The 18,906-nt window shown below is 36.4% G+C and carries 13 protein-coding genes and 1 tRNA gene; 4 read left to right on the plus strand and 10 right to left on the minus strand.

The features are described 5' to 3' along the window. Positions 1 to 18 precede the first annotated feature (18 nt). Entirely contained in the window at positions 19 to 1,305 is a 1,287-nt protein-coding gene (locus ACKXGU_RS06810) for a c-type cytochrome (protein ID WP_463467411.1), read from the minus strand. 214 nt (positions 1,306 to 1,519) lie between these two features. Between ACKXGU_RS06810 and ACKXGU_RS06815 the strand changes: the two genes are divergently transcribed. Beyond that, a complete protein-coding gene (locus ACKXGU_RS06815) occupies positions 1,520 to 1,921 on the plus strand; it encodes an SPOR domain-containing protein (protein WP_463467299.1) in 402 nt (133 codons plus the stop codon). A 50-nt stretch (positions 1,922 to 1,971) separates the two neighbouring features. Here ACKXGU_RS06815 and infB read toward each other — a convergent pair whose 3' ends face one another. Genes infB through rimP form a run of 3 tightly spaced genes read right to left on the minus strand, consistent with a single transcriptional unit; the run spans position 1,972 to position 6,434 of the window. After that, positions 1,972 to 4,695 (minus strand): translation initiation factor IF-2, encoded by a 2,724-nt coding sequence (gene infB / locus ACKXGU_RS06820; RefSeq protein ID WP_463467300.1) that lies wholly within the window; start codon positions 4,693 to 4,695, stop codon positions 1,972 to 1,974. A gap of 31 nt (positions 4,696 to 4,726) precedes the next feature. After that, a complete protein-coding gene (nusA, locus tag ACKXGU_RS06825; RefSeq protein ID WP_463467301.1) occupies positions 4,727 to 5,959 on the minus strand; it encodes a transcription termination factor NusA in 1,233 nt (410 codons plus the stop codon). A 13-nt stretch (positions 5,960 to 5,972) separates the two neighbouring features. Then, entirely contained in the window at positions 5,973 to 6,434 is a 462-nt protein-coding gene (gene rimP / locus ACKXGU_RS06830; RefSeq protein WP_463467302.1) for a ribosome assembly cofactor RimP, read from the minus strand. A gap of 156 nt (positions 6,435 to 6,590) precedes the next feature. Here rimP and ACKXGU_RS06835 point away from each other — a divergent pair, with 156 nt between their 5' ends. Next, complete coding sequence (locus ACKXGU_RS06835; RefSeq protein ID WP_463467303.1) at positions 6,591 to 7,415, plus strand: universal stress protein; 825 nt, start codon at positions 6,591 to 6,593, stop codon at positions 7,413 to 7,415. Between the two features lie 64 nt (positions 7,416 to 7,479). Here ACKXGU_RS06835 and ACKXGU_RS06840 read toward each other — a convergent pair. After that, positions 7,480 to 7,552: transfer RNA gene (locus ACKXGU_RS06840), tRNA-Gln, on the minus strand. Between the two features lie 152 nt (positions 7,553 to 7,704). Between ACKXGU_RS06840 and ACKXGU_RS06845 the strand changes: the two genes are divergently transcribed. Then, the gene (locus ACKXGU_RS06845; protein WP_463467304.1) at positions 7,705 to 11,052 is read left to right on the plus strand and encodes a glycosyltransferase family 117 protein; all 3,348 of its coding nucleotides are present in this window, start codon (positions 7,705 to 7,707) and stop codon (positions 11,050 to 11,052) included. 16 nt (positions 11,053 to 11,068) lie between these two features. Next, on the plus strand, positions 11,069 to 11,719 hold the full coding sequence (locus tag ACKXGU_RS06850) for a polysaccharide deacetylase family protein (RefSeq protein ID WP_463467305.1): 651 nt from the start codon (positions 11,069 to 11,071) through the stop codon (positions 11,717 to 11,719). Here the strand turns inward: ACKXGU_RS06850 and ACKXGU_RS06855 are convergent. From ACKXGU_RS06855 to ACKXGU_RS06875, 5 genes are all read right to left on the minus strand, one after another. Further along, complete coding sequence (locus ACKXGU_RS06855) at positions 11,716 to 12,012, minus strand: thioredoxin family protein (RefSeq protein ID WP_103051734.1); 297 nt, start codon at positions 12,010 to 12,012, stop codon at positions 11,716 to 11,718. The two genes, ACKXGU_RS06850 and ACKXGU_RS06855, sit on opposite strands and share 4 nt — an antisense overlap. A 136-nt stretch (positions 12,013 to 12,148) precedes the next feature. Then, complete coding sequence (locus ACKXGU_RS06860; RefSeq protein ID WP_463467306.1) at positions 12,149 to 13,384, minus strand: metallophosphoesterase; 1,236 nt, start codon at positions 13,382 to 13,384, stop codon at positions 12,149 to 12,151. Between the two features lie 65 nt (positions 13,385 to 13,449). Then, positions 13,450 to 15,921 (minus strand): beta-mannosidase, encoded by a 2,472-nt coding sequence (locus ACKXGU_RS06865; RefSeq protein ID WP_463467307.1) that lies wholly within the window; start codon positions 15,919 to 15,921, stop codon positions 13,450 to 13,452. Then, a complete protein-coding gene (locus ACKXGU_RS06870; protein WP_463467308.1) occupies positions 15,918 to 16,616 on the minus strand; it encodes a copper homeostasis protein CutC in 699 nt (232 codons plus the stop codon). Before ACKXGU_RS06870 ends, ACKXGU_RS06865 begins: the two co-directional genes overlap by 4 nt. Position 16,617: 1 nt before the next feature. Further along, the gene (locus ACKXGU_RS06875; RefSeq protein ID WP_463467309.1) at positions 16,618 to 18,888 is read right to left on the minus strand and encodes a glycoside hydrolase family 20 protein; all 2,271 of its coding nucleotides are present in this window, start codon (positions 18,886 to 18,888) and stop codon (positions 16,618 to 16,620) included. Positions 18,889 to 18,906: the final 18 nt, after the last annotated feature.

Consider the following 18,906-nt stretch of genomic DNA (forward strand, 5'->3'; position numbering starts at 1 on the left):
GAATTACTTCTTAATAAATTAATAATGACACTTACCACATTCCAATCCGCCCATTTGAGCAGCTGTCAATTGGTCTACACCGTACTTTTTAGATAATTCTGCATGAATTTTCTCGTAGTAAGCATTGTCTTGTACTTTCACATTGGTTTCTCTGTGACAGTTAATACACCAACCCATGGTCAATGGTGCATGCTGATACATAATCTCCATTTCTTCAACTGGTCCATGACAAGTTTGACATTCAATACCTGCAACAGAAACGTGTTGAGAGTGATTGAAATAAGCAAAGTCTGGCAAATTATGAATACGTACCCATTTTACAGGTTGCGATTCACCGGTATATTTTTGGTCTGCATCACTCCATCCTGCAGCGGCATATAATTTTTGTATTTCACCGTCATAGAACTCTTTTGAGTATTCTGCACTAGTTTCCCCATTATATTCATAAATGGACTTATGACAGTTCATACACACATTTAATGATGGGATACCAGATGTTTTACTCACTCGAGCTGACGAGTGGCAGTATTTACAATCGATACCATTATCCCCAGCGTGAATTTTGTGAGAGAAATGTATTGGTTGTACGGGTTGATAACCTTGGTCAATACCTATTTGCATGAGGTAACCATACACAAAATAACCACTAGCCAATAATAAGAAAATGGCTGTAACCAGCACTAAAAATTGATTTTGAATAAACGCTTTCCAGATTGGTGTGCCCTTTGTTTCAGAAACATCCACACCTTTAGCTTCAGCAAAACGATTCAACGTTTGTCTTACTAAAATAAGCGCCATAGCCAATAAGGCAAACAATACCGCTAGAGCACCTAAAACCAATTTGCTTGAGAAGCCGCCTCCTTGTGTACTTGTCCCACCAGGACCAGGTTTATCAACAACAACTGGAGCAGGAGCTTCTTCAGCGGTGTAAGCCAAAATATCCGAAATATCCTGATCGGTTAATTGAGGAAAAGGAGTCATAGCTGCACCGCCATACTCATCAAAAATTTTCTTGGCATAAGCATCTCCAGAGGCAATTACGGCAGGACTGTTACGAATCCATGCTGCAATCCATGCTCTGTCCAACCCTTGATCATCAGCCAATCGCTGCTCGACATTTCTAAGAGCAGGCCCTGTCATCTTCTTGTCTAGTTTATGACAAGCCGCACAGTTGGCATTAAATAAAGTTTTTCCTTTTGCTGGGTCGCCTTCTTGGGCAGAAAGTGAGGTTGAAAACGCTAGTAAAATAATTAAACTTAAACGGAGAATGTTTTGGCTTAATTTTCGGTGATTCACCTGTTTCATATTATTAGTTGAATTAACTTCTAAACTTTGGTATGATTTTTTCATTTAATAACAGAAAAAAATACAATAATAAAATCTCACGCAAAAGTAACATTTAAAGTCGATTTTAGAAATGTTACAGAAGTGTTAATTGTTAATTTAGAGAAATTCTAAATAATAAAATACCCGAAGATTTAGTTATTATCATTTACATTTGTATAAAACACCATTGAAAATGAAATTATTGAACACCAAATTCCTGATACCAACCCTGTTTTTAGCAGTTATAACTATGCATACTTCCCACGCGCAACAAGGCCGTGTGGTCATCAATCAAGATGATGATTTGGTTAAATTATTAGCTCTAAAGCGAGACATGAATCTGAATGATAATGATTCCGATCGTTATAAAATCCAGATCTTTTCAGGTAACCGTCATGATGATGCTCAAAAAGCCAAGTCCAAATTACAAACAAAATTACCCGATTTGCCTGTGAGCTTGGAGTTTGAAACACCGAATTATAAAGTTTGGGTTGGGAATTTTAGAAGCCGATTGGAAGCTGACAGAAGTTTGGTTAAAGTCCAGAAAGAATTCCAAAACGCTTTTGTATTTAAACCTAAAAAAGAAAAAGAATAACCATAAAAAAAGCGACCGATTGGTCGCTTTTTTTATTACTAAAATGAAACTTATTTCAATTTCTTTTTAACCTCAACTTCTTGGAAAGCTTCAATGATATCACCTTCCTTAATGTCGTTATAGTTTTTAATTTGCATACCACAATCGTATCCTTTGGATACCTCTTTTACATCATCCTTAAAACGTTTTAGAGATGCCAATTCTCCTGTGTAAACTACGACGCCTTCACGGATTAAACGCACGCCTGAATTTCGGAATATCTTACCATTGGTTACCATACAACCTGCTATGCTTCCTATTTTAGAAACCTTGAATATCTCTCTGATTTCTGCAGTACCTGTCACCTCTTCTTTCAATTCTGGCGACAACATACCTTCCATAGCATCCTTAAGATCATTAATAGCATCATAGATAATAGAATACATTCTGATATCTATTTCTTCCTTATCGGCTATTTGACGGGCGTTACCCATTGGTCTCACGTTAAATCCAATAATTACCGCATCTGAAGCCGAAGCCAGTAATACGTCACTTTCTGTTATTGGACCAACCCCTTTATGGATAATATTCACCTGAATTTCTTCTGTTGATAGTTTCTGGAATGAATCTGTTAATGCTTCCACAGAACCATCCACATCTCCTTTAAGTATGATATTCAATTCTTGGAAATCACCTAAAGCAATTCGACGACCAATTTCATCAAGCGTAATATGACGCTGCGTTCTAACTGATTGTTCACGCTGTAATTGTGTACGTTTCGATGCAATTTGTTTTGCTTCGCGTTCGTCTTCAAATACATTAAACTTATCTCCAGCTTGAGGTGCACCATCTAACCCTAATATTGATACTGGTGTCGATGGTCCTGCGGCCTTAACTTCTTTACCACGCTCATCATGCATGGCTCTAACTTTACCACTATTTTTCCCTGCCAACACATAATCACCAACTCTTAAAGTACCAGCCTGAACTAATATAGTCGATACATATCCTCGACCTTTATCCAAGAATGCTTCCACAACGGTCCCTTGCGCTGGTTTATCTGGGTTGGCTTTGAGCTCTAATAATTCCGCTTCAAGCAACACTTTTTCCAATAGCTCCTTAACACCTTGACCTGTTTTCGCTGAAATATCATGCGATTGAATTTTTCCACCCCAATCTTCAACCAATAAATTCATATTGGCCAATCCTTCTTTTATCTTATCAGGATTTGCAGTTGGTCTATCTATCTTGTTGATTGCAAATACAATTGGCACGCCAGCTGCTTGTGCATGCGAAATAGCTTCTTTAGTTTGCGGCATGATATCGTCATCAGCAGCAATAACAATGATTGCAATATCTGTGACTTGAGCACCACGAGCACGCATGGCCGTAAAGGCTTCGTGACCAGGCGTATCTAAAAATGCAATTTTTTGACCACTTTCCAATTCAACACCATAAGCACCAATGTGCTGTGTGATACCACCTGACTCACCTGCTATGACATTCTCTTCACGAATGTAATCCAATAACGAGGTTTTACCGTGATCAACGTGACCCATGACCGTAACAATTGGCGCACGTGATTTTAAATCTTCTGGCTTATCTTCAACTTCTTCGATTGATTCTTCAATATCGGCAGTGACAAATTCTACTTCATAACCAAACTCTTCTGCAACAATAGTCAAAGTTTCAGCATCCAATCGTTGGTTCATAGTAACCATCATACCCAGTGACATACAGGCCGAAATAATTTCGGTTACAGATACATCCATCATGGTGGCAACTTCACTAGCTGTAACAAACTCGGTTACTTTCAGAATCTTACTTTCTGCTGCTTCTGCCTGTAAATCTTTTTCGGTTTGTTCTCTGTGCTGGTCACGCTTTTCACGACGATACTTGGCACCTTTACCTTTAGTTGATTTACCTTGAAGTTTCTCTAGTGTTTCCCGTACTTGTTTTTGTACTTCTTCTTCACTTGGCTCCTCCTTAACAATATTCCTTCTGCCTTTTCCACCAGGCTTACCTTTAAATCTATCATTACCGCCACCTCTTGAAAAATTATTGTCGTCCGGACCTCCAGCTTTACTGATACGTCTACGCTTTTTCCTTCCGGCTCCAGCTTCTTTATTATCAGTCTTTTTCTCTTCCTTTTTCTTTTTAGGCTTATTGAATTGTGTTAAATCAATCTTATCGCCAGCAATTTTAGGTCCAGAAAGTTTTTGATATTGAGTTTTTACTTTTTCTTCAGCAGGTTCTTCTTGCTCTTGACTTTCGGTTTTCTTTTCTACTGATTCCTTTTTAGGTTTTTCTAAAGTTTTCTCTTCCTTTATAGCTTTAGGAGCCTCCTCTTTTACAGGTGTTTCTTTTTTCGCGGTCTCTTCAGCTTCTTCAACTTTAGCTTCTTTAGGTTTTGCAGGTTTTTTCTTATCGGCATCCAAGTCGATTTTTCCAACTTGTTTAGGCCCTGAAAGGGTTGATTTTGCTTTAACAACCTCTTCTTTCTCCGCTGCTTCTTTTTTGGCTCTTGCTTGCTCTCTCTCTTCTAATTCACGTTCACGCTGAATCCTTAATGCTTCCTTCTCTTTCTGTTTAGCCTCACTAACCTCTTGAGATTTTGCTTTTTTATTGGCATCTGTCTCAAACTCATCTTGTAAAAGTTGGTGTACTTCTTCAGATATTTTGGTGGTTGGACGCTTCTCTATTTCAATGCCTTTAGAATCTAAATATTCTACAGCACGATCTAGCGAAATATTAAGTTCACGTAATACTTTATTTAATCTAATTGTTTCAGCCATAAATTGCCTTTAAAATAACCTAAAATTATATTTAATCTTCGAATTCCTCCTTCAGAATCCTAATAACATCTAAAATTGTTTCTTCTTCTAAATCTGTGCGCTTAACTAAATCATCAACTTCCTGCTCTAAAATACTCTTGGCAGTATCCAATCCAGCTTTGCTGAATTCTTCAATAATCCACTCATCGATTTCATCAGAGAACTCACGTAGCTCAACATCTTCTTCAGCGCCTTCTCTAAATACATCAATTTCATAACCGGTTAATTGGCCGGCCAAACGAATGTTATGACCACCTCTACCGATAGCTTTACTTACCTCTTCTGGCTTTAAGATAGCTTCCGCACGTTTGTTTTCTTCATCAATCTTTATTGAAGTTACTCTTGCAGGACTCAAGGCTCTGGTAATATACAGTTGTAAGTTATTGGTATAATTGATAACATCAATATTTTCATTACCCAACTCACGAACAATACCATGAATTCTGGATCCTTTCATTCCAACACACGCACCTACCGGATCAATTCTGTCATCATAAGAATCCACAGCTACTTTAGCTTTTTCACCTGGAATCCTAACAACTTTTTTAACCGTAATCAAGCCATCAAAAACTTCAGGGATTTCCTGCTCGAACAATTTCTCTAAAAATTCCGGAGCCGTTCTTGACATGATAATGGCTGGCTTGTTCCCTTTAAGTTCAACGCTCTCAATTATGCCACGAACATTATCCCCTTTTCTAAAAAAATCTGATGGTATTTGTTTTTCCTTTGGAAGGATAATTTCATTGCCTTCATCATCCAACAAAATTACAGCTCTGTGACGGATGTGGTGCACTTCAGCCGTGTAAATATCACCAACTAAATCCTTAAACTGCTTATAAATATTGGTATTATCATGCTCATGGATTTTAGAAATCAAATTCTGTCTTAATGCCAAAATTGAACGACGTCCTAAATCTATTAACTTCACTTCTTCAGATACATCCTCTCCAACTTCAAAATCAGGCTCAATCTTTCTAGCTTCAGACAACGATATTTCCTGATTAGGTTCTTCTACTTCTCCATCGGCTACAACCACACGATTTCTCCAGATTTCCAAATCTCCCTTATCAGGGTTAATAATGATATCGAAATTGTCATCATCACCAAACTTCTTCTTCAATGCATTTCTAAACACATCTTCTAAAATCGCCATTAAGGTTACACGATCTATTAATTTATCGTCTTTAAATTCCGAGAAAGACTCAATTAACGCAAGATTTTCCATATCTCTCTTTTAATTAAAATTTTATCATAACTTTTGCTTCTACAATATCTTCATAGGCAATATCTGCCTGTTTTTGAACCGTCACTTTTCCTTTACCAACTGGTTTAGGCTCTCTAGCTTTCCAATTTAAAGTGATTTTTGTCTCATCAGCCTTCGCAAGCGTTCCTTTATACTGCCCATCATGAGTTGCAACCTCTAAATCTCTGCCAACACTTTTAGCATATTGTCTTTGATTAACTAAAGGCGCAGCAGCTCCAGCTGACGCTACTTCCAAGGAAAAATCTTGATCCTCACGATCCAAATTATGCTCAATGGCCCGGCTTATAAAAATACAGTCATCAACTGTAACACCTTGATCGCCATCAATGATAACTTTAATGTTATTATCATTTGAAATCGACAGGTCTATCAGAAAAAGATCATCTCTTTCCTCAAGCCCTTCAGCCAATAATTTTTCTACTCTTTCCTTAAACATTTTTGGTATAAAAAGAGGGGACTTCCCGTCCCCTCATTAAATCTTTTTACTTTCAACGGTGCAAATATACAACAATTAAATTGAATTCCATAATGATTGAAATATCAATTTTTATTCTTAATTTTATTCGCAACTACTAATCCAGAAAATCCTTTTATGAAAAAAATACTCGTTCCTACAGATTTTTCAAAACAAGCCGAAAATGCCTTACAAGTTGCAGCTCAATTAGCCAAGAAACATGGTAGTGAGATTTACTTACTCCATATGCTTGAACTACCTTTAAGTCAAGTGGATGCTTTGAGCCAACACAGTGAATTACCTGAAGCCATGTTTTTTATGAAATTGGCACATAAAAAGTTTGAGCAAACAATGAATCAAGATTATTTGAATGATGTGGTCGTGCATGAAACTGTTGATTTCAATCAGACTTTTACTGGCATATCCAACACCTGTAAGGAACATGGAATTGATTTAATCATTATGGGTTCTCATGGCTCGAGTGGATTTAAAGAAATGTTTATTGGATCCAATACTGAAAAAGTGGTTAGAACAGCTGAAGTTCCTGTTCTAGTCATCAAAAATGAACATGATAATTTTAAAATTGACAATTTTGTTTTTGCATCCGACTTTAAAAATGATAACAAGGAAACCTATAGGCAAGCTACAGAACTAGCTAAAGCATTTGGTGCAAAAATCCACTTATTGTTTGTAAATACTGCTAGTAATTTTGTTACGACGGCAACTGCTAAAGCTCGAATAATGGATTTTATTGAAGGGTATGATTTTGAAGATTATTCCATTTCCATTTACAATGATGAAAGTGTTGAAAAAGGCATCTTAAACTTCTCTCATATCATCAGTGCTGATTTAATTGGTATTAGTACGCATGGCAGACAAGGTATCGCACACTTCTTCAACGGCAGTATTAGTGAAGATTTGGTAAACCATGCCAAGCGACCGGTAGTGACATTTAAAATTTAATTGAAAAACCATTATAAAACAAAAAACCTAATCAATAATGATTAGGTTTTTTTTTAATTACTTGTTGGCCTACTAGGGCTCGAACCTAGACTCTTCTGGACCAAAACCAGACGTGTTGCCAGTTACACCATAGGCCATTGTGTAATTGAGGTTGCAAATTTAAAACAAAGTTTCGTTTGCACAAACATTTTTTACATAAAATAATACTCCAAAACTTAACGTTTCCTTAAAAGTATTTTTGGTTTGATATTTATTGTTAAATTCGCCTAATCTAATAAACAGCAATTACATGGCACATATTAGCTTTAAAAAATGGAACAATCTATTAGCTTGGTTTTCATTTTTAGTGGCTTTATTCACATTCGGTCTTACTGTTGAACCTACTGTTAGTTTTTGGGATGCCGGAGAATATATTTTAACCTCTTCTAAACTTCAAGTTGGACATCCACCAGGAGCTCCATTGTTTCAAATGTTTGGTGCATTTTTCTCCATGTTTGCTTTAGAATCTTCTCAAATTGGTTTTATGTTAAATATGATGAGTGCTGTTGCCAGTGCCTTTACCATTTTATTTATGTTTTGGACAATTTCCCTTTTATTGAGAAAATTAGCTGGAAATGAAGAGACCTTATCCGAAACTCAAAAAATAGCAATTTTAGGTGGTTCTTTAGTTGGAAGTTTAGCTTTCACTTTTACAGATTCATTTTGGTTTAACGCAGTGGAAACGGAGGTTTATGCTATGGCCACACTCATAATGTCTGTGTTATTTTATTTGGCATTACGTTGGGAGCGCGAAATGGATCAACCTCGCGGAAATCGTTGGTTAATCCTAATTGCTTTTGTTATTGGATTGTCATTTGGAGTTCATTTCATGGGTTTATTAACCATACCAGCTATAGGGTTGATATACTATTTTAAAAACTATAGAGAGATAACAGTCAAGAATTTTATAATTGCCAATGTACTTTCTGTTGCTATCCTGTTGTTCATTTTTAAATTATTAGCACCAAATATTTTAAGGTACTTTAGTGCCATGGAAATTTTCTTTGTGAATTCCATTGGCTTACCATTTAATTCAGGTTCCATTATCGCAGGAGTTATATTGGTAGCGGTCATTTATTTTGGGCTGAAATACACGAGAGAAAAACAATACAAACACTTGAACACAGCTATATTGTGTGTGACGTTTGTAATGGTTGGTTTCTCGTCCTGGATGATGTTACCCATTCGTGCTAACGCAGATGTGGTTATCAATGAGAATGACCCATCTGATGCCAGGGAATTGCTAGCCTATTATAATTTAGAACAATACCCAGAAACCCATTTATTTTATGGGCCTCAATTTACAGACCAGTATTCAGGTTTGGATGAAAACGAACCTTACATCGATGATAAACCCAATTATGAGAAAGATGAGACAACGGGTAAATACGTTATTATAAACGATTGGGAGAATGCCAGACAGAATTACAATTCTAAACATGCCTCAATTTTACCAAGGATGTGGAGTGGCGAAAACGCTGAAAACTATATGATTTTTACTGGATATTTAGACTTCAAATTGAAGCCTGAATACCAAATGGAAAATGAGCTGCGCGGAGCTATTACAAATTTTAAGAATGACGTGGCTAATGGCATGGTTGACTATGAAGACTATCATAATTTCTTGCGACAGTTTAGTCAATATATTGATGTTGAAAAACCATCTTTGGGAAGTAATATCGCTTATATGCTAGAGTACCAATTAGGCTATATGTACTGGCGTTATTTTATGTGGAATTTTGTAGGCAGACAGGATGATATTCAAGGTAAATACGATAATCACGGTAATTGGTTAAGTGGCATCAACTTTATAGATGAATGGCATTTGGGGTTATCTCAAGACAACTTACCAAGTGATGTTGAAAATAATAAAGCGCGAAACACCTATTATTTTTTACCCTTCATTTTAGGGCTGATTGGCTTGTTCTTTTTATTCAACAAAGACAAAAAATTATTCTGGGTCATGTTGGTGTTTTTCCTGTTTACCGGTTTGGCTATTCAGGTTTATACGAATGTGAGACCCTTTGAGCCTCGTGAAAGAGATTACTCCGTAGTTGGTTCTTTTTATGTATTTGCCCTTTGGATTGGATTTGGTGTGTACGCCATAGTTGACTCTCTGAAGCAAAAGTTTTCATCTAAATTACTAGCGCCTGCTGTTTCAGTTGTTTGCCTCATTTTGGTGCCTGGTATTTTGGCTGCCAACAATTGGGATGATCACGACCGTTCAAACAAATATACAGCTCAAGCGATGGCCAAAAAATATCTGGATTCTTGTGCTGAAAACGGCATCTTATTTTCAATAGGTGATAATGATACCTTTGCACTTTGGTATGCTCAAGAAATTGAGGGCTACAGAACGGATGTTCGTGTGGTTAATACCAGTTTGTTCCAGACAGATTGGTACATTGACCAAATGAAGCGGAAAGCTTATGAGAGTGATCCTGTTCCTTCATCACTATCACATGATCAATACCGTTATGGCACACGTGATTATATATTGAAAAAATTATTTATTTATGATGCCAATGGCAGACCACAACGATTACTGAATAAGGACACATTAAATATTAAAGACTTTTTAGAATTTGTCTCCAGTGACAATCCAAGAACCAAGTTCAAATATTTATTACAGCAACAAGGTGAAGACCCTAGTTTCTATCCAGTACAATATCAAAACTCCAACTATTTTCCTGTTGAATATGTGCAAATTCCTGTCAACAAAGAAAATGTTTTAAAATATGGTATCGTAAAAGCAGAAGTTTCAGATGATATTGTGGATAACATCACTATTAAAATTACTGATGGTGCCTTATATAAAAATAGACTGCTCATGCTGGATATCATTGCTAATAACGATTGGAAGCGCCCTATTTATTTTACGGGTGGTGCCTTTGGTGATGACGATTATATCTGGATGAAAGACTACTTACAACTTGATGGCATGTGCTACAAGTTAGTTCCTATCAAAACACCTGTTGATAAAGCCAATCCGTTTGACATGGGGCGTGTGGATTCTGATTTAATGTATGATAAAGTTGTAAATTGGGATTGGGGTAATAGTGGTGACCCAAATATTTACCATGATACCGAAACCCGACGAAATTCCATAACTTATAGAGGAAACCTGGCGCGACTGATTGAACAATTAATCAATGAAGAAAAGTTGGATAAAGCTGAAAAAATTGCAGATATCGCCATGGACAATATGCCAGTAGACTATTTTGGATATTACACCCTTTTAGAACCCTACATAAGTGCTTATTATGAAGTTGACGCTAAAGATAAAGCACAAAAATTGTTTAAGGATGTTGCCAGAAAATATCAAGAGAATTTAACGTATTACAGCAAGTTGGATGGTGAGCAACAAAGACGTGTTTTTGAGGAAATCTACACCGATATTGAACGCTACAAGAGTATTGTTGACGTGGTTATAGAATATGACAGGGACTTTGGCGCCCAAGAGGCCAAGACCTTTTCAAATTATCTGAATTTATTCAAGCATTTCTATGATGACGAACCAAGTGCTGAAGAAGCTTCATTTGATTTGGATTCTGACATCCAACAAGGTGACAGTAGTATTATTGAACCCGAGCAATAAGCAATAACTTGGATACATGGGAATAACGCCTGTAAAAACGCCTAAAATTGTCAAAAAGGCTCTACCAAAGTATGTTTGGGAAAAACAAACTAACGAGAAAATTCTCTATATCACTTTTGATGATGGTCCAACACCAAATATTACGGATCAAGTCTTAAGCTTATTATCAGATTTCCATGCGAAAGCAACTTTTTTTTGTATTGGCAATAATGTAGAAAAGAATCCTGAAATTTTTAAAAATATTGTGTCAAAAGGACATGCAATTGGTAACCACACCCAAAACCATTTAAAGGGTTGGAAAACTGATTTAGAACATTACCTAGCTGATGTCGATCAAGCTCAAGATGTCATCAATTCAGAATTAAAGGATGGTAAGTTTAGCAAAAAACTATTTCGTCCACCATATGGCAAAATAAAACCAAGCCAAGGAAAAGCATTAATTAATTTGGGATATACCATTATCATGTGGAATGTCTTATCCTTTGATTGGGACTATAAAACTTCCCCTGAAAGCTGCTTGAAAAATGTTTTAGATAAATCTGAACCTGGAAGTATCATTGTTTTTCATGACAGTGAAAAAGCCGCAAAAAATCTTTTGTATGCTCTACCAAAAGTTTTGGAGCATTTCTCTAACAAGGGCTATACTTTTAAAGCATTAGCTAGCTAAACATATTCTTGAATAATACCAATAAGCGTATTGGCATCCTGTTCGCCACTATGACGCCATTTCATTTCGCCATTTTTGTAGATAATCAATGTTGGCAAACCTTTGACACGAAGGGCTTCAGCAAGCTCCTTATTCTTATCAACATCAATTTTAATAACTTTGGCCTTATCACCAAGGGCAGCCGCCACATCTCTCAATACGGCATGCATAGCTGTCGATTGCTCATTCCATTCTGTGAAAAAATCCAACAACACAGGAATGTTAACATCTATTAGTTCCCCAAATTTTGACATATGCAACAATTTTAGTCAACCTGTTCCTACAAACCTACAACATTTTACTTAAATAAAACTTGTTTATTTTCAATAGGTTATTGTCATGTAATATAAAAATAAACATTTTTTAAGAAAATAGCACTATTGCAAGAAATTAAGTGTCTCGAGTACCTTGTTTAAGTTCAATAACCGTGATCTCTGGCCAGATTCCCACGCGTCCTGGAAACGCATGATATCCAAAACCACGATTCACGTTTATAAACCTTCCAAATTCATTGTACAATCCAGCCCATTGTTTGTAAACATATTGAGATGGACTCCATCTAAAAAACCCAGGAATTTCAATTCCCATTTGCAACCCATGTGTGTGTCCACTTAAGGTCAGGTGATAGTGAAAGTCATCTTCCTTAACATGATATTCCCAATGAGATGGATCATGTGTCATTAAAATTTTAAAATCATCTTGGCTAACTTGAGATGATGCTTTTTGTAAATCCCCTGCTTGATTAAATCCTTTTCCCCAATTTTCAACACCAATGAGCGCCAATTTCTCACCATCTTTTTCGATATAGCGATGTTCATCCAACAATAAATCAAAACCAATTTTAGGATGAATATCCTTCACAGCCTGAAAATTGGCTACTTTATCTTCAGGTTTTTTCCATTCCACATAATCACCATAGTCATGATTTCCCAAAATAGAATATTTACCATAAGGCGCATCCAACTCCTTGAACATATCAATCCAGTCATCCATTTCATCGGCTTTATTGTTTACAATATCACCCGTAAACAGCATGACATCGGATTTTTGTTCATTTATTAAATCAACACCATACTTTATCTTTTCCTTATTTGTAAAACTCCCTGAATGGATATCAGAAATCTGAGTAATGGTAAATCCGTCAAAGGCTTTGGGTAAATCTTCGAAAAACAATTGGTACTTCAGCACTTTATAGTTATAGCGTCCTTGCCATATACCATATAGAAATGATGCGAATGGAATGGTCGCAATTCCCAAAGCAATTTTCGCAATAAACTCGCGCCTACCTGAAAAATCTTTTGTTTCACCGGGCGATAAAAATGAAAATAGCTTGCCCACTACTCTAAAAACATCTTCTCCAAACATAATGACTAGCAAGACCAATTTGGGTATTAAAAACGTCAACATAAGGCCTGCTGCCAACTGAAAGTTGACTGTTTGACCGGCACTTCGTGGTGTAGAAAAGATGACATATAAAAAATTAGCATAGATAGCCAATGAAACCAATAACCAAACCCATTTTATTATTCGGCTTTTAGTTAATGTTTTAATTGCTTGGAACGCATAGATTTCAATAAATAAGAATATTATTGAAAATACGATAAGGGTTATAATCCACCGTGACATAAATATCTTTTTCTTAAGGCTTTACAAATATACTGGCAAATAAAGCGAAGTCTTTTAATACTCTGTTAATTTTTTAATCCGCTTAGAGTTTTTATTTTCAAAGATGATAGGTTGATTGCTTGACTAAAAAACGTGATTGTTTTTTTTTCATTGGGCAACAAATCAAAATAGTTGTCGGAAAAATGCCCTTTTTCATTACAAAATAAAAATACATCTTTTTGCAATGTTGAGCTTGATAGTTGAATTTCAAAACCTGTATCCGTTTTTGTAATTGTTTTTTGAATAGCTTGAGGTTTCAGCTTGAGATCTTTTGGTTTTGAGAAATAGTAAAGCCATGTTTGATCATTGTTATCAATCCTTAAAACGGTTGATTGCTTATCAAAATTAATATCATTTAAATCCATATTAAAAATTTGCTTACTAACATCAAAAGGAATGACATCTTGAATTTGTTTATGCATGATACTTTTGCCATCAAAATCTAGCAACCGCACATTTAGGCTTAAGGGCACCTTTTCCAGACTATCATTTATAGCATATACATTTAAAATATTGTTTTCAACTTTTGAGGAAATCAATAGGTTTTCAAAACTACGCTTAGCTTTATAGTGCAAAGCTTTCCAGTTCCCAAAGAAGTCAATGCTTGACCAAGACACAGCAGGCCAGCAATCATTTAACTGCCAAATGAGCGTACCCATGTTATAAGGTTTTGCACGACGGTGTGCCTCAATACCTTTTGTAATACCATAAGCTTGCAACAACTGACTTACATAGAAATAATCTTCCGCATTATTAGGAACTGGAAAATCACGTTGCATATAGGCATCCATGATTTGAAATCCTCGAGCATGCTTTTGATGGTTTTTAAACCCTTCAGAGGTAATATCCAAAGAATCGCTTTGGTTGATATAATGGATTGCTTCATAACTTGGAAAGGATTGAAATCCAAACTCACTCATAAATCGCGGTACATGTGCCTCTAAATGTTCAAAGGGATAGCCATCATGCCAAATCCACCAATCGTGGGCATCGCCTTCAAATTCGTATTTTGGATTGCCGCGCCCAAATTTCGGAGAGCTTTCCCAATAATCCGTATCTGAATATTGACCGACTGTTCTTGGTAAAATAGAATCAAAAACCTTTAAATAGCTACTCCAAATTTCCTGTTTCTCTTCCTCACTTCTGTCATTTTGCCAACCCCAACGATGCCAACCTTCAGAGCTTTCATTATTACCACACCATAAGGCTATAGATGGATGATTTCGTAAACTCTTGACATTATCAATAGCTTCTTGTTCAACATTTTCTAAAAATGCTTCATCGCCTGGATACATGGCACAAGCAAACATAAAATCCTGCCAGACTAAAATGCCTTTTTCATCACATAAATCATAAAACACATCATTCTCATAAATGCCGCCACCCCAAACGCGAAGCATATTCATATTGGCCGAAACAACATCATTTAAAAGCTTTTCGTAATTACTATCAGTAACTTGGTTTTGAAAACAATTTTGCGGAATGTAATTGGCGCCTTTGGCGTATACAGGAACACCATTAACCTTAAAATAAAACGATTCACCAAGACTATCTTTTTCATTGACCAAATCAATAGTTCGTAAACCTACTTTCTTGGACATACTATCCAAAACGGCTTCCCCATCTTTTATAACAACTTTGATGTCATACAAATAGGGTTCACCCAAATTATGAGGCCACCAGCGATTGGGATTTTTAATTTGAAATGGAATTAACATTGGGTTATATTCTAATCCTTCGCTAAAAACTGAAGTCAACGAATTATTAACATATACCTCTATAGTGTATACATTGATTTCACTTCTTCCTAAATCAACCTGAACTAAAAGTTTGGCCATCGAATCATTTACTTCTAACTGCTTAACATAAACATCTTCTATCTTAAAATCATCCCAAGCCTGTAATTTCACATCACGCCAAATACCACTAGTATTCAGAGTGGGTCCCCAATCCCAACCATACTGAAATTGGGCTTTTCTGGTGAAAATCCTGTTTCCTTCAGGCAATGTATAATTCAATTTTGCTTTGGTTTCTTCTTCATATTTAGATGTGCTTTCAAACAGAATTCGCAATTCATTATCTGTTTTTAAAATCGGTTTCACATCAACCGCAAAGCGTCTGAAGGCATTATTGGTTTTTAAAATCAAACTGTCATTTAAATACACCGTAGCATAGGTATCCAAGCCTTCAAATTCAAGTTCTAGATGCTTACGATTCAAAATTTCTGAATCAACATTAAAATTCGTTTTGTATTCCCAATCGGTTTTTGAAATGCCTTGTACTAATTGCTCATTATTACCAATAAAAGGGTCATTTATCAGGCCATTTTCCATTAAATCCGAAAACACGTTACCCGGCACCTTTGCCGACAACCACGTATCAGAGTCCACTTGCTTGAATTGCCAACTATCATGTAGCAATATAGTTGTTGGCGTCTCATATTGGGTTTGGCATGACAAACAACAAATTAGCAGAAAAGCAATTAGACCATATCTCATTGAATAGCGTTTAAAATGTCCTGAATGGTTTTCATATCTGAAACGGTTTGTGGTGTGTTTCCAAAATATTCTGAAGCTGCATTACGCACTAATTTGGAAGCTGAAGCATGAATTTCGTCAAATCCAGCTTTTTTGAAATCAGCCGCATTTTCAGGATTAATACCACCTCCTGCAAGAATAACCACTTTATTTCCTGCTAGCTCTTTCATTTTGCTTAAGAGTTGAATGCCATCTATGGCTTTAGTTTGCTGACCAGAAGTCAGTACACGATTAACACCTAATTTGATTAAGAATTCTAACGCCTCTTTAGGATTTGGAACACAGTCGAAGGCGCGATGATAGGTGAATGGTAATGGATAAGCCCATTCCACTAAAGTTTGTGTACGCTTTACATCAATGGTATTGTCTTCCTTAAGAACTCCAGATACAATGCCTTGAACACCCAAATCCTTACAGACTTGAATATCGCGCTTCATAACTTCAAACTCATCATCAGAATAATCAAAATTTCCACTTCGAGGACGAATCAAAACACACACAGGAATGGATAAAGCAGTAACAACTTGTTTGATAAGTCCGTAGCTTGGTGTGATCCCTCCAACTGATAACTCACTGCACAACTCAATACGATGTGCACCAGCTTCTTGAGCATTGACAGCAGATTGATAGGAATTGGCACAAATTTCTAAAAGCATATTATTTCACTATAATTTCATCAATAAAGGTCCAAGCCTTATTACCAGAACCTTGATTCCCTTCTGGAATTATTCCGTAATTAGGCACTATCAATTTTATATATCTTGTTCTCACTTTTTTATCAAATACAACAGGAACTAAAATATCATTTGAATCAGGAACTTCTATAATTTGACTGTCATGATCAAATTGAAATTCGATGTCTTTCGGTGCATAAATCCATTGTCCTTGTCCATTATGAAATCGTGTTTTTATTGAATTAATTTCCATTTCTTTGCCCATGTCAATAGTGATTTCAACATCATCTCCCCAAAATCCTAACCACTCTTTATCGCCATAGCGCGTGTCACTACCCGAAATACCATTTATTAAACCTTGAGCACCACTTCCAGCATACACTTTACTGTGATCAGGACTGATTGTAATCTTTTTACCTACGGCTTTATGATAATTGAAATGCTCTGTAAATGTTGTCCCTAATTGTTTTCCATTTTTGAATACAGCGGCTTTTAAAGTCATATTTTCATTAAAAGGAATGGGATGATCATACTCTATAGATTGATCATTTGGCTCGGAGTCATCTGCGGTGTAGCGTATGGCTTTGTCTTTGGTGAGTGTTTTTAAAGTGTAGAAAGACTGTTCTTTTTCAGTAATGAGTGCGCCTTCTACTTCATATAAATGATTGGCATAATTGACCCCCAAAACATCCAAACGCGCATTAAAAGCTTCTACTCTTGGTACAAAATCCTCATAGTTTTTGTGTTCAGGATTACTCCAAGCGACTTCACTCATGGCCAAAATTCTAGGAAATACCATATACTCAACCTGACGTTCGGTTGGAATATATTCGGTCCAAAGATTACCTTGAACGCCCAAAACATATTGCGACTCATCTTGATTTAATTCTTCTGGAATAGGGTTGAAACCATACACCTTTTCCAATGGTAAATAGCCCCCAATAGCCAGAGGCTCTCCCTCATTAGTAGACTGGTAATAATCAAAATAGCAATGGCTGGTAGGCGTCATGATAACGTTGTGTCTTGCTTTTGCAGCTTCAACAGCACCATTAGTGCCTCGCCAAGACATGACCGTGGCATTTGGAGCCAGACCGCCTTCCAAAATCTCATCCCATCCAATAATTTGTCTTCCTTTCGAATTTAAATATTTTTCAATTCGTGTGATAAAATAATTCTGCAATTCATGTTCGTCTTTTAACCCTAAATCTTTAATTCTGTTTTGACAAGCATCACAGGTTTTCCAATGCGTCTTTGGCGCTTCGTCGCCTCCAATGTGAACATACTCGCTTGGGAATAAGTCAATAACCTCATCCAAAACAGATTCTAAAAAAGTGAAGGTGCTTTCTTTTCCTGCGCAAAAAATATCTTCAAATACACCCCAAGTCTGGGCTACTTTTATGGAATCGCCACGACAACCCAATTCCGGGTAAGCCGAAATTGCCGCTTGCGCATGGCCAGGCATTTCAATTTCCGGGATAACAGTTATATGTTGTTTTTGAGCATAGGCAACTACTTCCTTGATGTCTTCTTGCGTGTAAAATCCACCATAGCGTTTGCCATCATAAGTTGTTGGTTGATCTGAAAAATGCCCTACCAATGTTTGTTCTCTGTAGGCTGCCACCTCCTGAAGTTTCGGGTATTTTTTTATGTCTATGCGCCAGCCTTGATCATCTGTTAAATGCCAATGAAAGGTATTCATTTTCAACATGGCTAAAGCATCAATATATTTTTTGATGAATTCAACTGAAAACTTGTGACGCGCTACATCCAGATGCATCCCACGATATGGAAATCTCGGTGCGTCTTCAATGTTTAAACAAGGAATAGCCGCTTCATTCTTATAAAACGAACCATTTTCAAAACCAACAGGTAATAATTGCCTTAAGGTTTGTACCGCATAAAAAGCACCTTGGTCTGAATTGGCTTTTATCCGAATTTGTGACGTGCTAATCTCTAAAACATATCCTTCAACATTGGAAATACTGGTATCTTTTACAAAAACGATATCATCGTTTTCTTTTAACGTGATATTACTTCCTTCTTTAATAAAATTCTTTAAAAAATCAGCAGAAATACTAAAATCCGAATCATTTTGAATGCCCATTCCATCTCTTAAAACAAAATTTCCCTCCATAATTAATTGATTTTGAGGATTAGGAATGATCTGCGGTACAATTACTTCAGATGGTTTTTGTTGGCAGCTCCAAAACAGGACAGCAAAAACAATGAAAACAGTAAATTTCTTGATTGGCATTTTAGTATATTAGATGCT

This window comes from Hanstruepera sp. CR43, assembly GCF_055227665.1.